Annotated in this window: 19 protein-coding genes and 1 pseudogene; 13 read left to right on the top strand and 7 right to left on the bottom strand. The window is 62.2% G+C overall.

The window, feature by feature from the left end; genetic code table 11:
- Positions 1-56 precede the first annotated feature (56 nt).
- Both ACWKWE_RS05755 and ACWKWE_RS05750 read left to right on the top strand, forming a co-directional pair.
- Complete coding sequence (locus ACWKWE_RS05755; RefSeq protein ID WP_166597661.1) at positions 57-1,211, top strand: ABC transporter ATP-binding protein; 1,155 nt, start codon at positions 57-59, stop codon at positions 1,209-1,211.
- Between the two features lie 500 nt (positions 1,212-1,711).
- On the top strand, positions 1,712-2,296 hold the full coding sequence (locus ACWKWE_RS05750; RefSeq protein ID WP_341964563.1) for a cell wall hydrolase: 585 nt from the start codon (positions 1,712-1,714) through the stop codon (positions 2,294-2,296).
- 72 nt (positions 2,297-2,368) lie between these two features.
- Here the strand turns inward: ACWKWE_RS05750 and ACWKWE_RS05745 are convergent, their stop codons facing one another.
- Positions 2,369-3,220, bottom strand: coding sequence for a CAP domain-containing protein (locus ACWKWE_RS05745; protein WP_341958414.1), 852 nt, complete (start codon positions 3,218-3,220; stop codon positions 2,369-2,371).
- Positions 3,221-3,558: 338 nt separating this feature from the next.
- Between ACWKWE_RS05745 and ACWKWE_RS05740 the strand changes: the two genes are divergently transcribed.
- Positions 3,559-4,215 (top strand): peroxiredoxin-like family protein, encoded by a 657-nt coding sequence (locus ACWKWE_RS05740; RefSeq protein WP_166597664.1) that lies wholly within the window; start codon positions 3,559-3,561, stop codon positions 4,213-4,215.
- A 119-nt stretch (positions 4,216-4,334) separates the two neighbouring features.
- Complete coding sequence (locus ACWKWE_RS05735; RefSeq protein ID WP_483849931.1) at positions 4,335-5,219, top strand: LysR family transcriptional regulator; 885 nt, start codon at positions 4,335-4,337, stop codon at positions 5,217-5,219.
- Between the two features lie 159 nt (positions 5,220-5,378).
- Here the strand turns inward: ACWKWE_RS05735 and ACWKWE_RS05730 are convergent, their stop codons facing one another.
- The 4 genes from ACWKWE_RS05730 to ACWKWE_RS05715 form a co-directional block, all read right to left on the bottom strand.
- The gene (locus tag ACWKWE_RS05730) at positions 5,379-6,212 is read right to left on the bottom strand and encodes an amidohydrolase family protein (RefSeq protein WP_483849930.1); all 834 of its coding nucleotides are present in this window, start codon (positions 6,210-6,212) and stop codon (positions 5,379-5,381) included.
- A 159-nt stretch (positions 6,213-6,371) separates the two neighbouring features.
- Positions 6,372-7,736, bottom strand: a complete 1,365-nt coding sequence (locus tag ACWKWE_RS05725) for a short-chain fatty acid transporter (protein WP_166597667.1) — start codon at positions 7,734-7,736, stop codon at positions 6,372-6,374.
- Positions 7,737-7,968: 232 nt separating this feature from the next.
- On the bottom strand, positions 7,969-9,159 hold the full coding sequence (locus ACWKWE_RS05720; RefSeq protein WP_483849929.1) for a CaiB/BaiF CoA transferase family protein: 1,191 nt from the start codon (positions 9,157-9,159) through the stop codon (positions 7,969-7,971).
- 131 nt (positions 9,160-9,290) lie between these two features.
- Positions 9,291-10,166 (bottom strand): LysR substrate-binding domain-containing protein, encoded by an 876-nt coding sequence (locus ACWKWE_RS05715; RefSeq protein ID WP_483849928.1) that lies wholly within the window; start codon positions 10,164-10,166, stop codon positions 9,291-9,293.
- 202 nt (positions 10,167-10,368) lie between these two features.
- Between ACWKWE_RS05715 and ACWKWE_RS05710 the strand changes: the two genes are divergently transcribed.
- Both ACWKWE_RS05710 and ACWKWE_RS05705 read left to right on the top strand, forming a co-directional pair.
- Positions 10,369-11,232 (top strand): HpcH/HpaI aldolase/citrate lyase family protein, encoded by an 864-nt coding sequence (locus ACWKWE_RS05710; protein WP_483849927.1) that lies wholly within the window; start codon positions 10,369-10,371, stop codon positions 11,230-11,232.
- 60 nt (positions 11,233-11,292) lie between these two features.
- Complete coding sequence (locus ACWKWE_RS05705) at positions 11,293-12,654, top strand: 2-hydroxycarboxylate transporter family protein (RefSeq protein WP_218576380.1); 1,362 nt, start codon at positions 11,293-11,295, stop codon at positions 12,652-12,654.
- Positions 12,655-12,830: 176 nt separating this feature from the next.
- Here the strand turns inward: ACWKWE_RS05705 and ACWKWE_RS05700 are convergent, their stop codons facing one another.
- The gene (locus ACWKWE_RS05700) at positions 12,831-14,063 is read right to left on the bottom strand and encodes a carbohydrate porin (protein WP_483849993.1); all 1,233 of its coding nucleotides are present in this window, start codon (positions 14,061-14,063) and stop codon (positions 12,831-12,833) included.
- A 452-nt stretch (positions 14,064-14,515) separates the two neighbouring features.
- Here ACWKWE_RS05700 and ACWKWE_RS05695 point away from each other — a divergent pair, with 452 nt between their 5' ends.
- Together ACWKWE_RS05695 and ACWKWE_RS05690 are read left to right on the top strand one after the other, a co-directional pair.
- Positions 14,516-14,869: a hypothetical protein gene (locus tag ACWKWE_RS05695; protein WP_483849926.1), complete on the top strand. Its 354-nt coding sequence runs from the start codon at positions 14,516-14,518 to the stop codon at positions 14,867-14,869.
- Between the two features lie 145 nt (positions 14,870-15,014).
- The gene (locus ACWKWE_RS05690) at positions 15,015-15,260 is read left to right on the top strand and encodes a hypothetical protein (protein WP_483849925.1); all 246 of its coding nucleotides are present in this window, start codon (positions 15,015-15,017) and stop codon (positions 15,258-15,260) included.
- A 53-nt stretch (positions 15,261-15,313) separates the two neighbouring features.
- On the opposite strand, the pseudogene ACWKWE_RS05685 reads toward ACWKWE_RS05690, so the two are convergent.
- Positions 15,314-15,553, bottom strand: a pseudogene (locus ACWKWE_RS05685) (carboxymuconolactone decarboxylase family protein); the annotation flags it as partial.
- 119 nt (positions 15,554-15,672) lie between these two features.
- Here ACWKWE_RS05685 and ACWKWE_RS05680 point away from each other — a divergent pair.
- From ACWKWE_RS05680 to ACWKWE_RS05660, 5 genes are all read left to right on the top strand, one after another.
- The gene (locus tag ACWKWE_RS05680) at positions 15,673-16,578 is read left to right on the top strand and encodes a LysR family transcriptional regulator (RefSeq protein WP_483849924.1); all 906 of its coding nucleotides are present in this window, start codon (positions 15,673-15,675) and stop codon (positions 16,576-16,578) included.
- A 111-nt stretch (positions 16,579-16,689) separates the two neighbouring features.
- Positions 16,690-17,589, top strand: coding sequence for a LysR family transcriptional regulator (locus tag ACWKWE_RS05675; protein ID WP_483849923.1), 900 nt, complete (start codon positions 16,690-16,692; stop codon positions 17,587-17,589).
- 487 nt (positions 17,590-18,076) lie between these two features.
- The gene (locus ACWKWE_RS05670) at positions 18,077-19,387 is read left to right on the top strand and encodes an MFS transporter (RefSeq protein ID WP_166597677.1); all 1,311 of its coding nucleotides are present in this window, start codon (positions 18,077-18,079) and stop codon (positions 19,385-19,387) included.
- An 82-nt stretch (positions 19,388-19,469) separates the two neighbouring features.
- Positions 19,470-20,474 (top strand): M14 family metallopeptidase, encoded by a 1,005-nt coding sequence (locus tag ACWKWE_RS05665; RefSeq protein WP_483849922.1) that lies wholly within the window; start codon positions 19,470-19,472, stop codon positions 20,472-20,474.
- A 436-nt stretch (positions 20,475-20,910) separates the two neighbouring features.
- Positions 20,911-21,591 carry a GNAT family N-acetyltransferase gene (locus ACWKWE_RS05660; RefSeq protein WP_483849921.1) on the top strand — a complete coding sequence of 227 codons (681 nt, stop codon included), beginning with the start codon at positions 20,911-20,913 and terminating at the stop codon, positions 21,589-21,591.
- The last annotated feature ends 62 nt before the right edge of the window (positions 21,592-21,653 follow it).

Raw genomic sequence — 21,653 nt, 5'->3', positions numbered from 1 at the left:
CTACAATTGATCGGTGCTGCCAAGACCACAACAACAATAATTCAGGGGATACGATTTTGACTGAGCTCAGTTTGAGTGGCGTCGAGAAAGCCTATGGCGACATCAAGGTGTTGCATGACATCCACCTGAGTATCGAAAGCCGCGAGTTCGTGGTCTTCGTCGGGCCGTCCGGGTGTGGCAAATCGACCTTGCTGCGCTGCATCGCGGGCCTGGAAAGCATCACCCAGGGCCAGATTCGCATCGGCACGCGAGACGTGACCTACCTGGAACCGGCCGATCGCGGCGTGGCCATGGTGTTCCAGTCCTACGCGCTGTACCCGCACATGTCGGTCTACGACAACATCGCCTTCGGCCTGAAGATGCAAAAACTGCCCAAGGACCAGATCGAAGCCAAAGTGCGCAACGCCGCCCGTATCCTTCAGCTCGAACCTTTGCTCGACCGCAAACCCAAGGCGCTCTCCGGCGGGCAACGGCAGCGGGTGGCCATCGGGCGCGCCATCGTCCATGAGCCGGAGGTGTTCCTGTTCGACGAACCGCTCTCCAACCTCGACGCTTCGCTGCGGGTGCAGATGCGCATCGAGATCGCCAAACTCCACGCCGACCTGCAGGCGACCATGGTCTACGTCACCCACGATCAGGTCGAAGCCATGACCCTGGCCGACAAAATCGTGGTGCTGAACAAGGGCGGCATCGAGCAGGTCGGTTCGCCGCTGGAGCTGTACCACCACCCGCGCAACCGCTTCGTCGCGGGCTTCATCGGCTCTCCGCAGATGAGCTTTCTCCTGGTCTCGGCAGCAGCGGTCAGCGCCGACGGCGTGCAGGTGAATTTGCCAGGCGGCGGGACCTTATGGGTGCCGGTCAACGGCGAGGGCGTCAAACCCGGCGACCCGCTGACGCTGGGGTTGCGGCCGGAACACCTGTCCGAACAAGGATCAGGCGAAGCGCAGATCCCTGCGCTCGCCAGGGTCGTCGAACACCTCGGCGGCGAAACCTTCACCCACGCCGAAACCGACGACGGCAGCGACCTCATGATCAAGGGCGACGGTTTGTCCTCGGTCAAAGCCGGACAGGCGTTGTCGATTGGGGTGTCGGGTGCGCGGTGTCATTTGTTCGATGAACAGGGGCAGGCATTGGCTCATCGGCGGCATTACACGGAATTGGCAGCCGAAGCGAATGCTCAAGCGTCCGGCGCGGCGGCGGTGGCGAGGTAGGCCTACCGCATTCGCGACGGTCGCACACCTCCAGCAGATGCCACAGGTTATGTGTCGGTCGAAACTTCCCGGCACACCCCATCACCTGTAAGAGACGTTGGAGGTCACGACGGCAGCGATTGTCAGCGTGACCTCAGATCGGCCATTGGTGCGAGCCACCGCAGCCCCATAAAAAATGTGCGTGTTCTGATCATGTTTCGGGCGCTTCGCAAAGGTCTGCAAACAGGTCAATACCCCCGGCTCACGGCGCCTATTGCGTAAAGTTAAAATGCCACTATGCTGCTGTTTCGGCGAGCTATGCTGAAGGTTGCTGTTGTACCCCGGCGTCTCTACCCCCTAACAATCCATAACCAGTCGACGACAGCTTGCGACGTTCCGATTCACCCGATGGGCGCCCTTGGAAACGGCCATCGACGGTGACGCGGGTGCAGGACCGATCGGCCTCAGCAGAAGGTTCGACGATGCGCCTCTTTTCCCTTTCGATCTGTCTCACCGCGATCATGTTCGCCGGCCAGACCGTGGCCGCTGAAGCCACGCCCGAGCCTCAGGCGGTGGTTAGTAAAGCTCAGGTTCTTGAAGAAAAAGCCGCCGAGAAAGACGGCCCCACCCCGGCGGTGCCCAGCAGTCAGATCATCACCAAATCCGAAGCCCAGGCCGTGGACCCGGCGGGCGTGGCGTCAGTGGACGACGCGCTGGTCTGCCTGTCGCGGACCATCTATTGGGAAGCCAAGGGCGGCACGGATGCTGATATGGAAGGCGTGGCTGACGTGGTGCTCAATCGCCTCGGTCATGAGGGTTATCCAGACACCATTTGCGGCGTGGTGAAGCAGGGCGTCGAGAAGAAGGCCTGCCAGTTTTCCTGGTGGTGTGATGGGCGTTCTGATCAGGTAAAAGAAGACGACCGCTACGCCGCCTCCAAGGAAATCGCCCGCAAGGCCCTGAACCAGCAGCTCACCGACCGCACCAAAGGCGCCATGTATTTCCACGACCGCAACGTCAAACCGGCGTGGGCGTCGGAATACCTGCGCACCGCCGAGACCGGGAAGTTTCTGTTTTACAAGCCGAAGGATGGCAAGGCAAAGTGATCGATCAGGTTCACGCCCGCTCTAGCAGCACACCTTCGGCCAGAGTCAAAAGCCCCGCACGCATCACGCTTTTTACTGTTGCACCCCAAACATCGCTGTCCAGTAAATCCCGGCGTCGCTCTTCGGGTCCACTGCGTACGAGGCGCCGAGTTCGCGGAAGGCGGGGTTCATGATGTTGGCGCAGTGCCCGGGGCTGGCCAGCCAGCCTTCGACCACTTTGCGGGCGCTGTCCTGGCCTGCCGCGATGTTCTCGCCAATCGCCTGCCCGATGTAACCCGCCAACTCCGCCCGGTCACCCGGTGTGCCACCGTTGCGGCCTTTGTGGTCGAAATAATTGTTGTTGGCCATGGAGCGCGTGTGACCTTCGGCGGCCGTTGCGAGGGTGTCGTTCCAGGTCAGCGCCGAAGCAGGGCCGTAAGGTTGGCCGCCACACTGGTGAGGCACGCTGCGGGCGGCGTTGATCAGGCCGAGCATTTTTTGCCCTTCCGCCTGTGAATTGCCCAGGCCACCGGCCAGCAAAGGACGGGCCAGCACGACGCGCCAGTCGCGGTCATTGCGGCTCACGCCCACGTCGACGAACTGCGGGTTGAGCACCACCTGACAGAAACTCTCCTGAATCGCTTTCATCGCCGACTGCGCGTCCCGGGGGCCGGAAAGGCTGATCGCCTGCACGGAGACCATCGGGTACGAGGCCCGGGCCAGCATCGGTTGCAGGTCCACGGCGCCACTGGCCGGTAGGTTCAGGCGCGGGTCGGTGTTCAGTGGCGGCAGCTCCTGAGACACGACATTGGCGCAGGGCTGGGCCTCGCTGCGGTAGGTGTTGATGGACTGGATCAATTGCGTTTCTTCGCTGGCCAGCGCCGTCCCGGTCAACATCAGCAGCCCTGAAATGGCCGCAAGACGCGTGAAAGTTGTGAAGCGCATGAAGATCTCCCTTGAGCTGACTGCGGCCATGATGCGCGATTTTGCCTGTTTCGAAATAGTCTGAGCCGAAGAATCCACGGAGGTTGCAGTGCCGTGACAGGTTTTTGCAATGGCAAAAGGGAAAAACTGTCGGGTGGGGCAACACCGAGGACCCCCAGCGCTGCAAGTGTGGACCCCCGTCAGCCGCAGGAATCGACCACGTTCAACACCGTGGGCCGTACACTGACGGCCCATTCCTGGACGGCATAGTTGTTATCGCCACGCCCTGTCTACTGGGCCTCGGCGCGACTTGAGAGGATGAGCTCACCCAATGTTCATCACTCACAAGGACTACCGCCATGACCCTGCAAGCCACCCTCGACGCCTTCAAAGCTGATTTCGTCGCCGGTAAACCGCCTTACAACGCGCCGCCTCAGGTGCACGTCATCATGAAGCGCGCCACCGATGAACTGATCGCCTCTGGTCAGGCCGATCGAACGCTGAAGGTTGGCGACAAGGCCCCGGTCTTCACCCTCAACGATCCTGACGGCAACCCGGTGTCCTCCACCGAGCTGCTCGCCAAGGGGCCGCTGGTGATCAGTTTTTATCGTGGCGTCTGGTGCCCTTACTGCAACATGGAGTTGCAAGCCCTCGAAGCGACGCTGCCGGAGTACCAGGCGCTGGGCGCAAGCCTGGTGGCGATCTCGCCGCAAATCAGAGCCAACAGCCGCAAATCGGTGCGCCAGAACCACCTGACGTTCCCGATCCTCAGCGACGAAAAAAGCCAGGTCGCGGACGCTTTCGGCCTGCGTTTCGCGCTGCCGGACTACCTGGTCGACCTCTACAAAGGCTTCGGCAATGACCTGCCGGCCTTCAACGATGACCCGGCCTGGGTGCTGCCGATGCCTGCGCGCTTCGTCATCGGTCAGGACGGGCTGATCAAATACGCCGAGGTCAACCCGGATTACACCCAGCGTCCTGAACCGACCGATTTGTTGCCTGCCTTGCGCGGCTGATTCATCGGCGCATAGCGAGCCGTCACCCTGTGTGGCGGCTTTTTTGCGTTCACAGGTTTTGCAGCCCGTCGAATGATCGGCGATGCTGCGCGCACTGCTTCGACTGACAAGGAACCCCGATGGACCGTCTCGCCGCGATGGAAACCTTTATCTGCGCCGTGGAAACCGGCTCGTTCTCCACGGCGGCCAAGCGGCTAGGCGTCGGTCAGCCTGCCGTCTCCAAATCCATCGCCTCGCTGGAAGAGGCCCTCGGCACGCGCCTGTTATTGCGCACCACCCGCGGCCTGACGCCCACCGAAGCGGGACAGACCTATTACGAGGCCGCGCGGCGCACGGTGGATCAGGCCAACGAAGCCGATGCCGCCGTGCAGGGTGCGGGCGCCGGGTTCAGCGGGCGGTTGCGGGTCAGCGCGGCAGTGACCTTTGCCAGCCTGCACGTGGTGCCGTACCTCGGCCCGCTGCTCAAACAGCATCCTCAACTGAACATCGAAGTCGTGCTGGATGACCGCAGCGTCGATCTGGTCGAAGAGGGGATCGACGTGTCGTTGCGCATGGGCGCGCTGGAAGACTCGTCGATGACGGCGAGGAAGATTGCCGAAGGGCGTCGCCGGATCATCGCCACCCCCGCGTACTTCGAATCCCACGGTGTGCCAAAACATCCGCGAGACCTGGTCAGCCATCAAGGTGTGATCTACAACCGCAGCGGGGGCGGCGATACCTGGGCCATGCGCAAGGGCGACGAAGTGCTCAGCGCCTCGGTGGCCGGTCGTCTGAGGGTGTCGGCAGCGGAAGGGGTGAGGGCGGCGGTCAAGGCCAACCTCGGCCTGGTCATGGCCTCGGAATGGATGTTCGCTCCGGAGCTGGCCAGCGGCGAAGTGGTGACCGTGCTCGACGACTGGACGTTGCCCTCCATCGACCTGTGGGCCGTCTTCCCGGCCGGGCGCATGACCAGCGTCAAGGCCCAGGCGTTCGTCGATTACGTGGCGGCATTGCTGGCGCACTGACAAAACCTCAGGCGCCTCGCTCGACCTGTGGGAGCGAATTCATTCGCGATGTGGAGGCCGATCCAACACTGACGGATCGGATGTGCCGACTTCGCGTCGAGTGCCGCCCAGAATGAACTCGCGCTCACAGTCGAGAGCCGCTGATGTGACAAATGCCTCTCACTCATCAAACCCATAAAGCTGCGCCGGGTTGTCCACCAGAATGGCCTGTCGCGCAGCGTCGCTGTCGGTCCAGTCCAGCAACAGGTCCAGCAGGTCGGCGTCATCGGGTTTGTGGGCTTCGGTGACGTGGGGCCAGTCGCTGCCCCAGACCATGCGCTGCGGTGCCAGTGTGGCAAAGTCCTGGGCCAGCGAGCGCACATCGGCGTAACGCGGTCCGCCCTGCGCGGTATTCAGGTAGGGACCGCTGAGCTTGACCCAGGCTTTGTCGGCGTCGATCAGCCGCGCGATGAACCGAAAGGCCGGGTGGCTGGCGTTGGAACCTCCGGGCATCCGCCCCATGTGATCGAAGACGATCTGTACCGGCAGCGTCGCCAGCAGCGTTTGCTGTTCAAGAATCTGCTGCGCCGCCATATGGATCTGCAGGTGCCAGCCGAACTCGGCAACGCGCTCGGCCAAAGGCTTGATCATTTCGACGCTGACCACCTGATTGCCCGCATTCCACAGGCTGAAGCGCAGGCCGCGAATACCGCCCTCATGCAGTGTGATCAGCTCTTTGTCGGTGACGCGGGTGTCGACCACCGCAATGCCACGCGCTTGCCCGCGCATGCGTGCGATGGCGTCCAGAGTGCAGCGGTTATCGGTGGCGTAATACTTCGGTTGCACGATCACCGCACGACGCAGGCCGAGGGATTCGCGAACCTTGTGGTAGTCGGTGATCGATTGCCCGTGGGCAGACGGCGTCGATGGGTCAGCCGGGGCGAAGCGCGGGTCGATGATATGGATGTGCGCGTCGCAGCTGTTGGCGGGTGGTTTCAGGTCAGCAGTTTTCATAAATTCCTGGCTCTTCAGGCTCGCTTTCAGGGTATACACCCATTTCTGTAGGAGCGAATTCATTCGCGATACGGCGTGACAGGCGATGAATTGCGATTGACTGCACCGACGTCTCGCGAATGAATTCGCTCCTACGGGGGGGGCGCGTGTCGTGCGGTCTTACACCAGCAATAACAACGCCGCGCCGTACGCCACCATCGCCACCAGAAAGGTGACAAAGGTAAAGCCCAGCACCCGCTGCACGCCGACACCCGCCATGGCCACGACCGGCGCGGCCCAGAATGGCTGCATCATGTTCGACACCTGTTCGCCCATGGCCACTGCCATGGTGGTGGCGGCCAGCGAGGCGTGCAACTCGACCGCCGCCGGAATCGCGAACGGCCCTTGCACCGCCCAGTGTCCGCCGCCGCTGGGAATCAGGAAGGTGACCAGCAGCGAACACACGTAGCTCCAGAACGGCAGGGTGTGGGTGGTGGAAATCGCCACGAACAGCTTGGCGATCACCCCCGGCAGACCGGTGGCCTCCATCATGCCCATGATCCCGCCGTAAAGCGGGTATTGCAGGATCATCGAGCCGCTCTGTCTGGCCGCACCCTTGACCGCGTTGGCGTAAGCCAGCGGGTAGCCGTGCAGGATGATGCCGAGGGTGAACATGATCGCGATCACGCCGTTGACCCCGGACAATTGCAGATGCCCGGTGAACGAATACGCGACGATGGCAATGCCCAGCGCGCCCATGATCACGCTGCCCAGCGGCGAATATTCGAGGAATTGCGCGAAGCTGCGTTTGCCTTCGGGGCGTTTTGCGGGTTCCGGGTCCGGGTGTTGGGTGATGTCCAGGCACACCGCGTCTTCATCTTTGGGGCGCAGGGCCGCGAGGACGAACGGCATGATCACCAGCAACCCCAGGGTCGGCACCATGTTGTACGGCACGAACACCATGTCTCCCAGGCTCAGGACATGGCCGGTGAGTTTTTCCACGACGTTCATCGGGTTGCCCGGTGTGGTCTGGGCCAGCACGATGGAGCTGGACAGGCCGCCTGCCCAGACCACCCAACCCGAGAATCCCGCCGCGACCAGCCACGCAAAATCCACACGCATGCGTTTGGCGATTTCCCGGGCGAGCAGGGCGCTGAGGACTAATCCGAAGCCCCAGTTGAAAAACGAGGTAATCGCCACGCACAGGAAAATCATCGCACCGGCTTGCGCAGGGGTGCGTGCGAAGGCAACGAGGCGAGTGAAAAAACGCTGCACGATGGGCGCGTGAGCCAGCGCATGGCCGAGCACCAGCACCAGCGTGATCTGCAGCGCGAACGTGAAGATGTTGCAAAAGCCCTTGTACCAGCCGCCCAACAGCGCATCTACAGAGGCGTTCGGGGCCACCAGCAACGAAACGACGGCCACGATGAACGTGATGAAAATCGCCAGCACGAACGGGTCGGGAATGGTCCGTTCGAACAGACTGATCGTGCTGTCGGTGAAACGGGTGCGCAGGCTGCGCGGGGCAGTGATCGCCGTGTTCATGTGCGAGGGCCTCCGTGCAGACGGAGGGGTTGCGTGGTGCTGGTCATGGGGTGATCCCTTTTATTGTGTTTGTGGGAAATCTTTGGTGCTGTGAAGACACACGTCCAGTAGGAGTGAGCTTGCTCGCGATGGCGTCAACCCGGATGTTCCGGTGTCTGGCAGTAGATCCATCGCGAGCAGGCTCACTCCTACAAAGGGGCGCGCGAACATCAGGTCGTGCAAGTGTCCAGAATCATTGCAAGGCGCCGCTCGCCCGCAGCTGGGCAATCTGCTCATCGGTAAACCCATGCTCGGCCATCACGCGATCCGAGTCCGCGCCGAATACCGGTGCCGCGAAGGGTTCGGAGCCGGGCGTGCGGCTGAAGGTCACGGCGCGGGTGAAGCCCTGATAGCGCCCCACGGCAGGGTGCTCGAACTCGGTGATCAGCGATTCCGCTTCGCACTGCGGGTGGTCGAACATGTCCTCGACCCGACGCGCAGCGGCGCACGGCACGGCCTCGCCGAAAAGCGTTTCCCATTCCAGCGCGCTGTGCTGCTGAAGGGCTTCGTGCAGTTGTGGGACGATGATTTCGTGATGAATCGCCCGGTTGCGCACGGTGCTGAAACGCTCGTCGTTCGCCAGATGCCCCAGCCCGGTCAACTCGCACAAGGCGGTCCAGAAATGCGGCGTGTTGGCCGACAGGTACAAATAGCCTTCGCGAGTCGGGTGAATGCCGGTGATGCCGCCGGAGCGCATGTCGCGGTCCAGTGAGCGGGGTTCGCTGTCTGCCCAGATCAGCCGAGCGGACTGCATCGCCAGCGCGCTGCGCAACAGCGACACGCCCACCGACTGGCCCAGTCCGGTGCGTTCGCGTTCGAACAATGCTGAGGACACACCGCCTGCCACCAGCGACGCGGCGTAGTAATCGACCACTGAACCGTAAAGAATTTCAGGCGGGCCGTCGGGCTTGCTCTGGGCCGCGCACATGCCGGTCATGGTTTGCAGCACCTGATCGTAACCGGCCTTGGCTTTGAGCGGACCTTCTTCGCCATAACCGGTCACCGCGCAATAAATCAGTCGCGGGTTGACCGCTTTCAACTGCTCGTAGTCAATGCCGAGCCGCGTCGGGACGCCGGGACGGAAGTTGTGCACCAGCACATCGGCCTCACGTACCAGGGTCAACAATGCATCCAGACCACCGGGGGATTTGAGGTCCAGGACCACGCCGGATTTGCTGCGGTTGACGCCCAGAAAGGCGCGGCTTTCAGACGCCAGCGTGGACGGGTATTTGCGCAGGTTGTCGCCAGTAGGCGGCTCGATCTTGATCACCGTCGCGCCTTGGTCGGCCAGCAGGGAGCAGCCATACGGGCCGGCAATGTAAGCGCTGAGGTCGAGGACAGTGATCCCGGCGAGCGGGCCGGTGGAGGGGCGAGGGTGCGACATGGGTTTCTCCGATCTTGTTATCGCTGGACGGGCAACGCAGGCTCCGATGCAGCACATGGGAGCCATTCTGGTCAGCACAATGGAGAAATAAAATGCGTTTTAGCTAGCTTTAGAATCCATAAAAAATGGATTTATTGCGCGCTCAGTTGCTCGAACAACACCTTGCAGAACACCTCGATCAAACGCTCCTTGGCCGAATTGCGTTTCCACAACAGACCAATCGGTCGGTACAGCCCGGCGCCGGGCAACGGGATCTGTGCCAGTTCACCCAACTGCGCGTGCATCGGTCGCCACTGCGGCACGAGGGATACGCCGAGGTTGCCCTTGACCATCGCGGCGATGGCGTCCAGCGCGTCCATTTCGAAGCGCTCCTGGGGCTGAATGCCTGCCTGCAACAAGTAGCGGTCCGCCAACACGCCGCCCCAGGAGCGGCGGTGGTAACGAATGAACGGCTGACTGCGCAATACGCTGTGCGGGTGCTCGTCGGCGAGATGACGGGGAGCAAGCACCACAAACGGCTCGTCGCGCACCGGGCGCCAGACGAACTCTTTCGGCAGCTCGAATTGCGGCGCAACCATCATCGCGATGTCGGTTTCGCCGGACAGCACCTTGCGGTACAGGTCGGTGGAAAACGCCGGCTCCACGTGGGGGCGCAGGTGTTCGTAATTGGCGATCAGCGTCGCCAGTACGCCGGGGACGAGATAGGCCAGGGCGGTGGTGATGCAGCCGATGCGCAGCTCTCCGGCGACAGCGTCCAGCGCGGCGATGGCGCGCAGATCGCGAGCGCGCACCAGCAATTCACGAGCGGGGCCCAACAGCGCGGAACCGGCGGCCGTCAGTTGCATGTTGCGCCCGGTGCGGCTGAGCAGGGGCTGGCCGATTTCGTGCTCCAGCGCCTTGATCCGTTGCGCCACGGCGGTGGGGGTCAGGTTGAGTTTGCGCGCGGCAGCGGCGGTGGAGCCGAGTTGGGCGACTTGAAGGAAGCTGTCGAGGTAGCGCGTGTCCATAGTCTAAAAATTCTGGATTCTAAACGTAGAAATACGCACTTTAGTTAGCTTTTGCGCTTTTGCAATATGGGCCCGGCTTTCAATAGCGCCGGGGCCATGCACCTGGCTTCCAAGAACAATGCCGGGTATGGGGCGTGGTCCTGTCATCCGGCGCGACGTTGCGATGCCTTCCCGGCCGCCGTCGTCATCGAGTGAATCGCCCATGCGCAGCAAACTGTTTGTCCCCGGTTCCCGTCCCGAACTCTTCGAAAAAGCCCTGTCCTCTCGCGCCGACGGCGTCAGCTTTGATCTGGAAGACGCGGTCGCCGAAAGCGCCAAGTCCGAGGCCCGCGCGCAATTGGCGGGGTTTCTGGCGCATCTGCCGACGACCGGGAAAACCATCGTCGTCCGGGTGAACGGTCAGGATTCGGCCCATTACGCCGCCGACCTTGAAGCACTGGTCGGCACCCGGCTGGACATCATCAACCTGCCGAAAGTCGAAAGCCCCGAGCAGATTTTGCAACTGGTGGCTGACCTTGAGCGGCTGGAGCGTCAGCACGCGTCAGCGGCCAACATCCGCATCCTCGCCAACATCGAATCCCCCCGTGGCTTGCGTCTGGCCGCCGAGATTGCCAGTGCTCACCCCAGAGTCATGGGCCTGCAACTGGGTTTCGCCGACCTGTTGGAGCCGTTGGGCATCGACCGTCGCGACACCGCCGTCATCCGGCAGCTTCAACTGAGCGTTCGGATGGCGGCGGGGGAAGCAAACGTCGCCGCCTACGACGCGGCGTTCGCGGCCATCAAGGACCCGGACGGCTATCAAGAAGAGGCCCGTTACGCCCGACGGCTGGGTTTCACCGGCAAGTCGTGCATTCACCCGACGCAGATCGACCTGGCGAACGAAGCGTTCCTGCCGTCCGCCGAAGAGATCGACCGCGCCCGGCGTTTTGTGACAGCCGCCGACGAAGCGGATGCGGCAGGCGTCGGGGCTTACACGGTTGACGGGCAAATGGTGGATGCGCCGTTCGTGATCCGCGCACGGCAAGTGCTGGAACAGGCGCGTCAGGCCGGGCTGTTGACCCACTGACATCTCTGGACACCCCCGGCAACACCGCTCTACAACAATAAAAGAAGACGAGGTTTCCCCATGCATAACGCCGAATCGCTGGCACGGCCCGCCGTGGCCGGGTCCGAGCCACGCCGCAATGCGCTGTTCTGGCGCCTGATGGACATCCGCATCAGCTTCATTCCATTGCCGGTCTACCTGCTGCTGTTGGGGCTGGTGGCCGGGTTGCTGCTGACCAAGGAAATCAAGGCCGACCTGCCGACCATGATCGCGATCATCGGCCTGGGCGGCGCCACCTGTGGCGAGATGGGCAAGCGCCTGCCGTTCTTCGGCAAGATCGGCGGCGCGGCGATTGTCTCGGCGTTCCTGCCGTCCTACATCGTCAGCCTCGGCTGGGTGCCCCAGGACATCATCACGCCGGTCACGACCTTCACCAAGTCGAGCAACTTCATTTATCTGTTCGTCTCGGCGGTGGTGGTCGGCAGCATTTTCACCATGGACCGCAACCTGATCATCAAAGGCTTCGCCAAGATTTTCGTGCCGCTGCTGGTGGGCTCGGTGCTGGCGCTGCTCGCGGGGATCGCCGTGGGCATGCTGTGCGGGCTGGAACTGCGTCAGGTGTTGTTCTTCGTCATAGTGCCGGTGATGGGTGGCGGGCTGGGCGAGGGCGCGATTCCGCTGTCGGTGGGGTATGGCGAAATCCTTGGCATGGATTCCGGCAAGATACTGGCGCAATTCCTGCCGATCATTCTGCTGGGCAACCTCGTGGCGATCATGGCGTGCGGCGCCCTCGATCTGGTGGGCAAACGCTTTCCGCACCTGACCGGTAACGGGCGGTTGCAGATGATCGAACTGCCTCAGGACGCCACCGCACCGGGCGTGGAAAAGGAAACGCGCTTCGACAGCGACACGGTCAATCAGGTCATCGCGGCGGGCATGTGCGCGATCACGCTGTACCTGGCCGGTGTGCTGCTGCATGCGCTGTTCGGCCTGCCGGGGCCGGTGTGCATGCTGTTCATCGCGGTGCTGCTGAAACTCTGCAACGCCGTGCCGCAACGGCTGGAAGCCGGGGCGCAGGTGCTGTTCAAGTTCTTCACCACCTGTGTGACGTACCCGCTGCTCTTCGCCAATTCCATCGCCGTGACTCACTGGAGCGAACTGACGGCGGCGTTCCACATCGGCAACGTGCTGACCATCACCACCACCGTGTTGACGCTGGTGCTGACAGGGTTGGTGATCGCCCGGAAAATGGGTATGTTTCCCATCGAGACCGCCATCGTCAACGGCTGCCACAGCGGCTTGGGCGGCACCGGCGACATCGCCATTCTGACGGCCGCGAACCGCATGCAACTGCTGCCGTTCGCACAGATATCCACCCGCATCGGCGGGGCGATCACCGTGATGGGTGCGTTGCTGATACTGGCGAATTTGCCGCCGGTGTAGCGTCCAGCGTTAGGGCAGAAGGACATTCGGACAGCCAGCGAGGTCCCCTGTGGGAGCGGATTCATGCGCGAAACGATCTTTCAGGCGACAGAGCAGTGTCGAGTGCAACGCCAATTCGCGAATGAACTCGCTCCCACAGGTAGGTCCAGGCCATCGGCCTACCTGTTTCCATTCGCTCACAACGTCGCCTTGACCTGCAACCCGACAATCAAGGTGTTTTCGATGTCCTCCCCATAAAACGCTCCCGGTTCAATGATGTATTGCACCGACGGCCGAATCGTCAGCCACGGCGCCACCTGTGCGCCGTAGGTCATCTCCACCAGACCCTCGCCGCTGGCCAGGTCCGGGAAGTCTTCACCTCGGGCCAATGCCGCGTTTTCCTGCACATCACGGCTGCGCGGGTTGAACACCGCGCGGCCGTAACCCACGGCAATCGTGTCGTTGGGGCGTGACACGAAAGGCTTCTTCAGCGCAAAACCTGCCGAATACCAACGACGAAACGGCGCCGCCGCTGCACTGGCATTGGAGAACTGCCCGAACACATGGACGTTACGGCCAATCACCGCGTCCGAATTCCACACCGTCTGATCCATCAGGAAATACGAGCCTTCACGGCCTGCGACTGCTTTGCCGGTGCCGATGCGCGGCACGTCCGAGGTGTCGTAGTAATAGCCGACACGGTACTCGCCGGGCAGGTCGCCGAGGACGTTGTAGATGGCTTCGACCGGCAGGATGTTGCCCGTGCTGTCCTTGGGCGTGACATGCCATGCCCGGCTGGAATCGCCGTTGCTCGCGGCATCGACCTTGAACGCCGCGACCTGCACCGCGAAATTCGGGTTAAAGCGGTACCTGGCCATGCCGCCCAGATGCGCGTTGGGGTAGTTGCCCCAGCCGCTGCCCCCGGACATTGCCAAGGGATGACCGCAAAACCCGGCGTTCATGAAGTTGCACAAAATCCCGCTGCTCAGCCCGCCCAGGTCGTTGCCCATGGCCATGTAGCCGAGTTTCACGTTCAGCGCCGGGGTGAACAGCATGTTCTCGTAGCTCAGCTCGGTGAGGCGGGTGTAGAGGCCGCCGTAGTTTTCCTGCACCGGCAACCGGTTGCCGACCAGATCGCCCGAGCCGTCGTTGCCGCGCCGATCGTTGATCGTCAGTTGCACCTTACCGCCGCTGTCCAAGTCCAGCAGCTTGCCAAGGTCGAACTGCGCGCCAAGTTTGACGTTCTGCGAATACCGCGTGCCACGCTGCTTGCCGCCGTGGGCGTTGTAGACCGTTTCGCCGCTGTAATCGCCCGTGATTTTCACCCCTTGCGCCGTCAGGCGGCTGCGATTGCCATCCCAGTCGCCGGTCAGGGTGGTGCGGTCGAGCCAGTCATCGGCCCGCGTGGGCGAGGTGGCGGCCATTGCCATGACGGAACCGACGACCAGCGCGGTCGACAGCCCACGGCGGGCGCCGGGGTTTGCGGGGTATTGCGAAGGATTGCTCATCAAAAAACCTGAATGCGAAAAACCGGCCTCGCGGATGAGGGCGGCAGAAAGGGCACGCGCGGAGGGGCCGTTCACAAGCGGGCGACATGAAAACATATTCATGTACCAACCGGTTAATTCATTTTGGCGATGGCGACTATCGGCGCAGGTCATGCAAGAGGTCCTGATGTTACGGCGCCGTCCTGCACGTCGGCGGCGTCGGATTCCAACACGCTGCGGTCGATAAGCCAGAAGGCTACGAAGAAGGACTCTGCCCAACGCCTCAGGATGTGAGCGTGTTTTGCGTAGACCGACGCTGTGCGTGAGGACTTTTCAGGGGCAGGCACAATGTTCGATACTCCGCGCCATCTGACGTCCTCTCGATAAGAAAGAACATGGAAGTTTTGCACGGGCTCCACGACTATCGCTGGATCATTCTGTTGCTCACGCTCGGCGGATGGGCTGTGCTTGCCGCTCTCAAACAGGCGACCCGGACCGAAATCCGTCTGCTCCACCAGCGCAACGACCCACTCTTGCGGAGTGTCCTGGCGCAACACGGGATAGTAGAAGTGGAAATACTTCGGGACAGCACCATTCCCGGCGTGACGGGATCGTATGCACGTCCCTTCACGGTGCACCTGATTTTGCGCAGCCCGCCTGACCGCTGGTGGGTGTACATCCATGTTCAGGACTCGGACCCAGTCCTGAGGCCCATCTCCGAGGCGCGCGCCAGTGCGGCGCTTGGTTAAGGCTGTGCCAGACGTTTCAGCGGAGATGAGGTCGTCCTTTCATGGGGCAGTCGTCAAGCTGTCTCTGTACCTCATCGTCTGGCCCAACATGGTCTTTACAGCCATTTTTACGGTTGTCGCCGTCTTCGCTCCGCCCGTCATGATCATGATGATCATCAGTTGGTGGGGACTGGGCGCCCTGCTGGTACTTCATTACAGGTTTGCCGGTCAGTGGGATCGTCCCGGAAAAGCAGTGTGGTGGGGACTGGCGTTGGCGACTGCGTTGGTCGTATTGATCGGTTACGGTGGGGGCGTTGCGGTGTTGGCTCCTTCGATCTACTGGCTGCCTGCGTCCTGCATCCCTGTTGCAGCCCATTGGGCATGGCTCAGTTGGAAAGGATTTCGTCTCTGACTGTCGTCGTGGGGGGGCGAAGGAGAGGGGTCGATGATTTGAGTGTTGGCCCGTCACCCGCGCGACGTGAAGACCTCCTTGAGCACCGGCACAGCTGACATCGCTTTCGGCCAGCCGAAGTAAAACGCCAAGTGGGTCACCCATTCCGCGGCCTGTTCACGGGGCAGGCCGTTGACCATGGCGCGGTTGAGGTGGAAGGCCAGTTTCACCGGCTGCTTCTGGGTGATCAGCGCGGCAACAGTGATCGGGCTGCGGTCCTTGGGTATCAGGTCGGAGCGCGGTCTGGCCACTGTTGCCCAATGTGCGCTGTTGCATGGTGCGACTCCTCAGTGACGATCAACCTACCTTATATTCCTGTACGCTCGTCAACAATCCGCCAACCGTTGCATGACTCGCTGAGGGGAATTCACAAGTGATCCGCGCCGACTTGCCCGAATTGACGGCGTTCATCGCCATCGCCGAACACCAGAGTTTCAGCCGCGCAGCACGGGTGCTCGGGGTCTCGCCCTCGGCGCTGAGCCACTCGATGCGCAACCTGGAGGCGCGGCTGGAGATGCGCCTGTTCAACCGCACCACGCGGTCGGTGGCCCTGACCGAAGCGGGTGAGCAACTGTTGCAAGGGGTGCGGCCACTGCTCGCTGACCTCACCAACGTGGTCAACGAAGTCACCTCGGCGCGGAACACCCCGTCGGGGTCGATTCGCATCAGTGCCTCGGAGTCGTCGATCAAACTGTTGGTGCGCCATGTGGTGCCGGATTTCCTGCGAACCTATCCGCAGATCCACATCGAATTCGTGGCGGACAGCCGTTTCGTGGACATCGTCGGCGAGGGGTTCGATGCCGGTGTCCGGGTGTTCGAAGACGTGCCCAAGGACATGATCGCCGTGAGGTTTGGCGCCGATGTGCATTTTGGTGCGGTGGCGTCGCCCGAATATTTGCAGCACCACCCCGCGCCCGATGTGCCCCATGACCTCAAGCAACACCGCTGCGTCCGTTTCAAGTTTGCCAGCGGGGCGCTGTTTCGCTGGGATTTCGAATACCTGGGGCAGAGCGCGAGCATCGACGTCGATGGCCCGCTGACCATAGACAACGTCAATGTGATGATCGAGGCGGCGCTGGCGGGCGTCGCTATTGCCTGGTTGCCACTGGGTCAAATTGAAGAGCATCTGCAAGCGGGCAGGCTGGTGCATCTTCTGCCCGAGTGGGGTCCGGTCTATCCCGGCACCTGCTTGTACTACCCGGCGAACCGGCACCCGCCCATGGCCTTGCGGTTGTTCGCCGACGCCGTGCGGGCTTGGGCATCGACGCGGCTCACCTAAGGCGCAGCGTCGGGCGGATCGCCCCCCCTGGGTTTTATCGCGGCCCCATGACAACGGCGGGCGCTTGTGCGCAAATGCTTCATCTGCTGACAACGCTGAACAGGACACTCGATGCAACTGGAATGGCTGGAAGATTTCATTGAGCTGGCGCGCACCCGCAGCTTGTCGCGGGCGGCCGAAATTCGTTGCGTGACCCACCCAGCGTTCGGGCGGCGGATTCGTGCACTGGAGGACTGGGTCGGTGTGCCCTTGGTGGAGCGCAAACAGCCACTGTCGCTGACCCCCGCCGGCTTGCTGTTTCTCGACGCCGCGACGCAATCGATGGAGCTGCTGCTGGCCGCCCGCGCGCAGTTTCAGAACCTCGGCATGAACCGCGACGAGCCGCTGCGCATCGCCACGGGCCGCACCTTGGCCAGCGTGTTTTTCCCGGACTGGTATCAGTCGCTGCATGCGCAGTTCGGCGCATTTCCGGTGTGGCTTGTGACGGGCGGAGCGCAGGAAGCGATCACCAAGTTGAGCGCCGGGGAGGTGGACTTGCAGCTGATTTTCTCAAGCCCGCTGACGCGCATTCTGATCGACAGCGAGCGCTTCGATTCACGGGTGCTGGCCCGGGAAGAATTGCTCCCGGTCAGCGCGCCGGATGCTCAGGGGCAAGCGCTGTTTCTGATCGACGTCAGCAGTGATGTGTCGAGCATTCCGTGGCTGGGGTTTTCCCCCACATTGTCCCTGCGCGGAGTGTTGGCCCAGCATCTGGCGCGGCTCCCTCACCGGTTGGCGTTGCGCATGATCTATCAGGCGGATTCCTACGAGGCCATTCTGGAAATGGCCAAGCGCGGCAGTGGCCTGGCCTGGTTGCCGCGCATGGTGGTCAAAGAGGCGCTGGCAGCGGGGGAGTTGGTGATCGCGGGCGGGCCGGAAATGCAGATCGGTTTCGACATCTCGCTGCACCGCTTGCGCGCCAATCGCAGCGAACGGGTGATGCGGATCTGGGAGGGGTTGGCGTCGGATTGATTGCCTGGCCTTCAGGTCACTGCGAATGTGCGACCTGACGCGGACCACAACCTGTGGGAGCGAATTCATTCGCGAAAGCGGTAGTTCAGACGAAGAAGATGCGTCGCCTGTCCCGACGATTCGCGAATGAATTCGCTCCCACAGAGGTTCATCTGTGTTGCGGAGTCTGAGCCGGACACGTGCCGCTACAGACCCAGTTCTACCGCACCGTTTATGGGCAGCCGGCAAATAATCAACGCATCGTCCCGCCGTCAAACGCCCATCCCTACGCCCCTGTGCCGAATAAGCTCAACCCTGTGCCCAAACAGCAATTGTCCAACCCGCCGACCTGATCCACCTTTACACCGGGCCGGGCAGTCATGGAGGCGAAGACCTTCAGTCACTGTCCGGTTGTTTTCACCCAATAAAAAAGACTGCCGTCGAGTTCGCCCGCCATGGCTCGCGAACGTGATCGCCCACTGTGAAACAGACCCGGAAGCCATTCTTCATGACCCCTCATTCATCAACCGTGAGCGCCGCCCCGGCCACTGCCCGACGAGGCCCGTGGAAAGAGATCGTTGCCGCCAGCTTCGGCAATGCGCTGGAGTTCTACGACTTGCTGATCTACGGCTATTTCGCCGTGGTCATCGGCAAGCTGTTCTTCCCCTCGGACAACGAAACCACCTCATTGCTATTGGCCGTCGGCTCCTTCGGGATTTCATTCCTGATGCGCCCACTTGGCGCCATCGTGTTGGGCTCCTATGCCGACCGGGCAGGGCGCAAGGCCTCGCTGACCCTGTCGATTCTGATCATGCTGATCGGCACGGCCTTGATCACCTTCACCCCCTCGTACCAACAGATCGGCCTCGCCGCGCCCCTGCTGATCATTGTCGCCCGCATGCTCCAGGGCTTCTCTACCGGCGGCGAATTTGGCGCGGCGACGGCGTTCATGGTCGAGCACGCCGACGCCAGCCGTCGTGGCTTTTTCGCCAGTTGGCAACTGTCCACCCAAGGGCTGGCGACCGTGCTGGCTGCGGGCGTCAGCGCCTTGCTGAGCTATGTGCTGACCGACGCACAGCTGAGCGATTGGGGCTGGCGCGTGGCGTTCGGTGTCGGGTTGCTCATCGGGCCGGTGGGTTTCTACATCCGCAGCCAGATCGAAGAGACACCGGATTTCCAGAAAGTCGCCGCCAAGGTGGAAGAGAAAACCCCGCTTCGGGATGTGCTGATCAAGGGCCGCGTCAGCCTGTTGCTGGCCATCGGCGTGGTCGCGGGCGCCACGGCGTTCAACTACGTGCACAAGCTGTACATGCCGACCTACGCCCTGAAACAACTGAACATCGCGGCCACGTCGTCGTACCTGGGTGCGCTGGTCACCGGCATCACGCTGATGATCATGGCGCCGGTGTTTGGCAGCCTGTCCGACCGTTACGGCCGCTTCCGGGTGCTGACCCTCGCGTTGCTGATCACCGGCCTGTCGTCCTATCCGATGTTCGTCTGGCTCAATCACTTCCCCAGCGTCTCGACGTTGCTGATGGTGCAGGCGGTGGTGGGCATTTTGATCGCCGCGTGCCTGGGGCCGATTCCCGCGATGCTCGCCGACATCTTCCCGACCCGCACCCGGGGCACGGGCCTGGCGCTGAGCTACAACTTTTCGGTGACGCTGTTCGGTGGCTTTGCGCCGCTGATCGTGACCTGGATGATCGACGCCACCGGCAGCAAGCTGGCCCCGAGTTTCTACGTGGTCGCCACTTCGCTGGTCAGCGTCATCGCCGTGATTCTGCTGGGGCGGCGCATGCGAAACAGCACGCCTGCCTGATCCAATCCTTTCAACGAAGCACCTGTTGCCGCGCCTCGAATGAGCCCCGGCCTGCGTATGCCATTGTCTGCTGGAGACTGAAATGAAAACCCTTGAGCAAGTCCGCGCCGCCTTGAAACCGTACCCCGTCGAAGTCGAATTTCCGGACATCCGCCGTTGGCAGACCGGCACGGCTGGCGTGGAGTACGTGCACAGTTTCGACAGCGGCGTGCCCGGCCCCCACGTGATGATCATGGCCCTGACCCATGGCAACGAAGTCAGTGGGGCGATCACCGTGGACGCGTTTCTGAAGCGTGAACTGCGCCCGGTGCGTGGGCGCCTGACATTGGCGTTCGGCAATGTCGAGGCGTACCACCGCTTCGATCCGCAGAACATCGACGCGACCCGTTATTTGGACGAGGACATGAACCGGGTCTGGCTGACGGACAAGCTGGACGGTGATCTGGACTCGGTTGAACTGCGCCGGGCGCGGCAGTTGCGCCCGGTGGTGGAGACAGTCGATCTGTTGCTCGACATTCATTCGATGCACGAAGAAGCGCCGCCGGTGATGATGTGCGGCGCGCAATCCAAGGGTCTGGATTTCGCGGCGACCTTGGGCGTGCCGCAAACCGTGGTGGTGGATGCAGGGCACGCCAATGGCCGTCGCCTGCGTGATTTTGGCGGGTTTGACGACCCGGCCAGCGTGAAGAACGCGTTGTTGATCGAGACCGGGCAGCATTTCTCCCGACGCAGCCGGGAGGTGGCGCTGGACACCGCAGCGCGTTTTCTGGTGACGACGGGGGCGGTGAAGGAGGAGGACGTCGCGGAGTTCATTCGCCCGGCTGCCTCACAGCCGCAACGCTTTCTGGAGGTCACCAGCCCGGTGGTCGCCCGCAGCATGGCCTTCTCGTTCGTCGAGGATTTTCGGGGACTGGAAGTCATCGAAAAGGCCGGGACCGTGATCGCCCACGACGGCCAAACCCCCATCGTCACTCCCCACGACCACTGCGTGCTGGTGCAGCCGTCGCTGCGCCACCTCGGGGTGGGTGTGACCGTGGTGCGGTTGGCCAGGATCCTGGACGTCAACCCGCGCCAATTGTCGTTCTGAGTCCCATCGCGGACCGGATCTTCAAACCTGTGGAAGCGTCACACCGCGGCACTTGCGGTCTGGCGCCGACTCAACCTGTGGGAGCGAATTCATTCGCGAAAGCGGCATTTCAAGCGATAGAGATGTGTCGCCTGTCCCGGAAATTCGCGAATAAATTCGCTCCCACAGGAGTTCTGCGTCGCCGCGACATTTACGGTCTGGCACCGACTCAATCCACAGAAACCCTGCGTCGCCGCGGCACTTGCGGTCTGACGGCGACTCAGGTTGTTTGGCGTTCGCCAGTCGATCAGGGCTGAATGCCTTGAAGGGGTTCGCTCAGACGCTGACGAAACCTGAAAAGGCGCCAGGCGAGGTCTGAGTCCAGAACGGGTATGATGCGCGGGTTTGGCGTTTGAACGCCATCGCCGCGCAGCCTTCACCCTGACCCAGGATTGCCATGTTCACCCTGACACGCCTCGAAAATACGCCACCCGAATCCATCGACAGCCAGATCATGCAGATGGTGGTCGATTACGTCACTGACATCAGCATGGTCGGCATCGCGCCGAGCAACCCGTTGTATCCGCTGTATCAATTCGGGGTGGGGCATGAGGTGCATCAATATTTGCAGGCCATGGACGGTTCCCGTGGCTTTCCCGTCGAACTGATCGTGGCGCTGGACGACGAAGATCCGTCAGTCGTGTCGGGATTCCTGCTGTACCTCCCGGTGCAGGGCGATGCCGACGCCTGTTCGGTGGCGTACATGGCGGTGAAGGCCGACCAGCGCCGTCTCGGCATTGCCCGTGGCATGGTGCAGAAAATGCTGGCGCGCTACCCGCACGCCGAACTCGCGTGTTTCGTCGGGAGGGTGCCGTATTTCGAAGCGATGGGGTTTCAGGTGCTGGGCGCACGCGGCCCGCAAGTGCTGATGAACACCCGCGATCACCAGACCGAAGGCCTGCTGGGCGTGATCGACACAATGCCGATCTACCAATCTGTCGAGGTGCGGCAGATCCATGCCTATTTGCTGAAGCAACACGGAAAACGGGCGATGACCGACGCCGAGAAACAGCGCGACCGGCAGTTGGACCAAATGACGCGGCAGGCGCGGGTGTTTGTACAGGAGCGACTGGCCTGATACGCGGATGCTTGCGTAGCAGCCTGGTTTGCCAGCGTGGCGATCTCTAAGACCCCATCGCC

The sequence above is a fragment of the Pseudomonas salicis genome (assembly GCF_057128705.1).
This window is presented reverse-complemented; position numbering and strand designations above follow the sequence as displayed.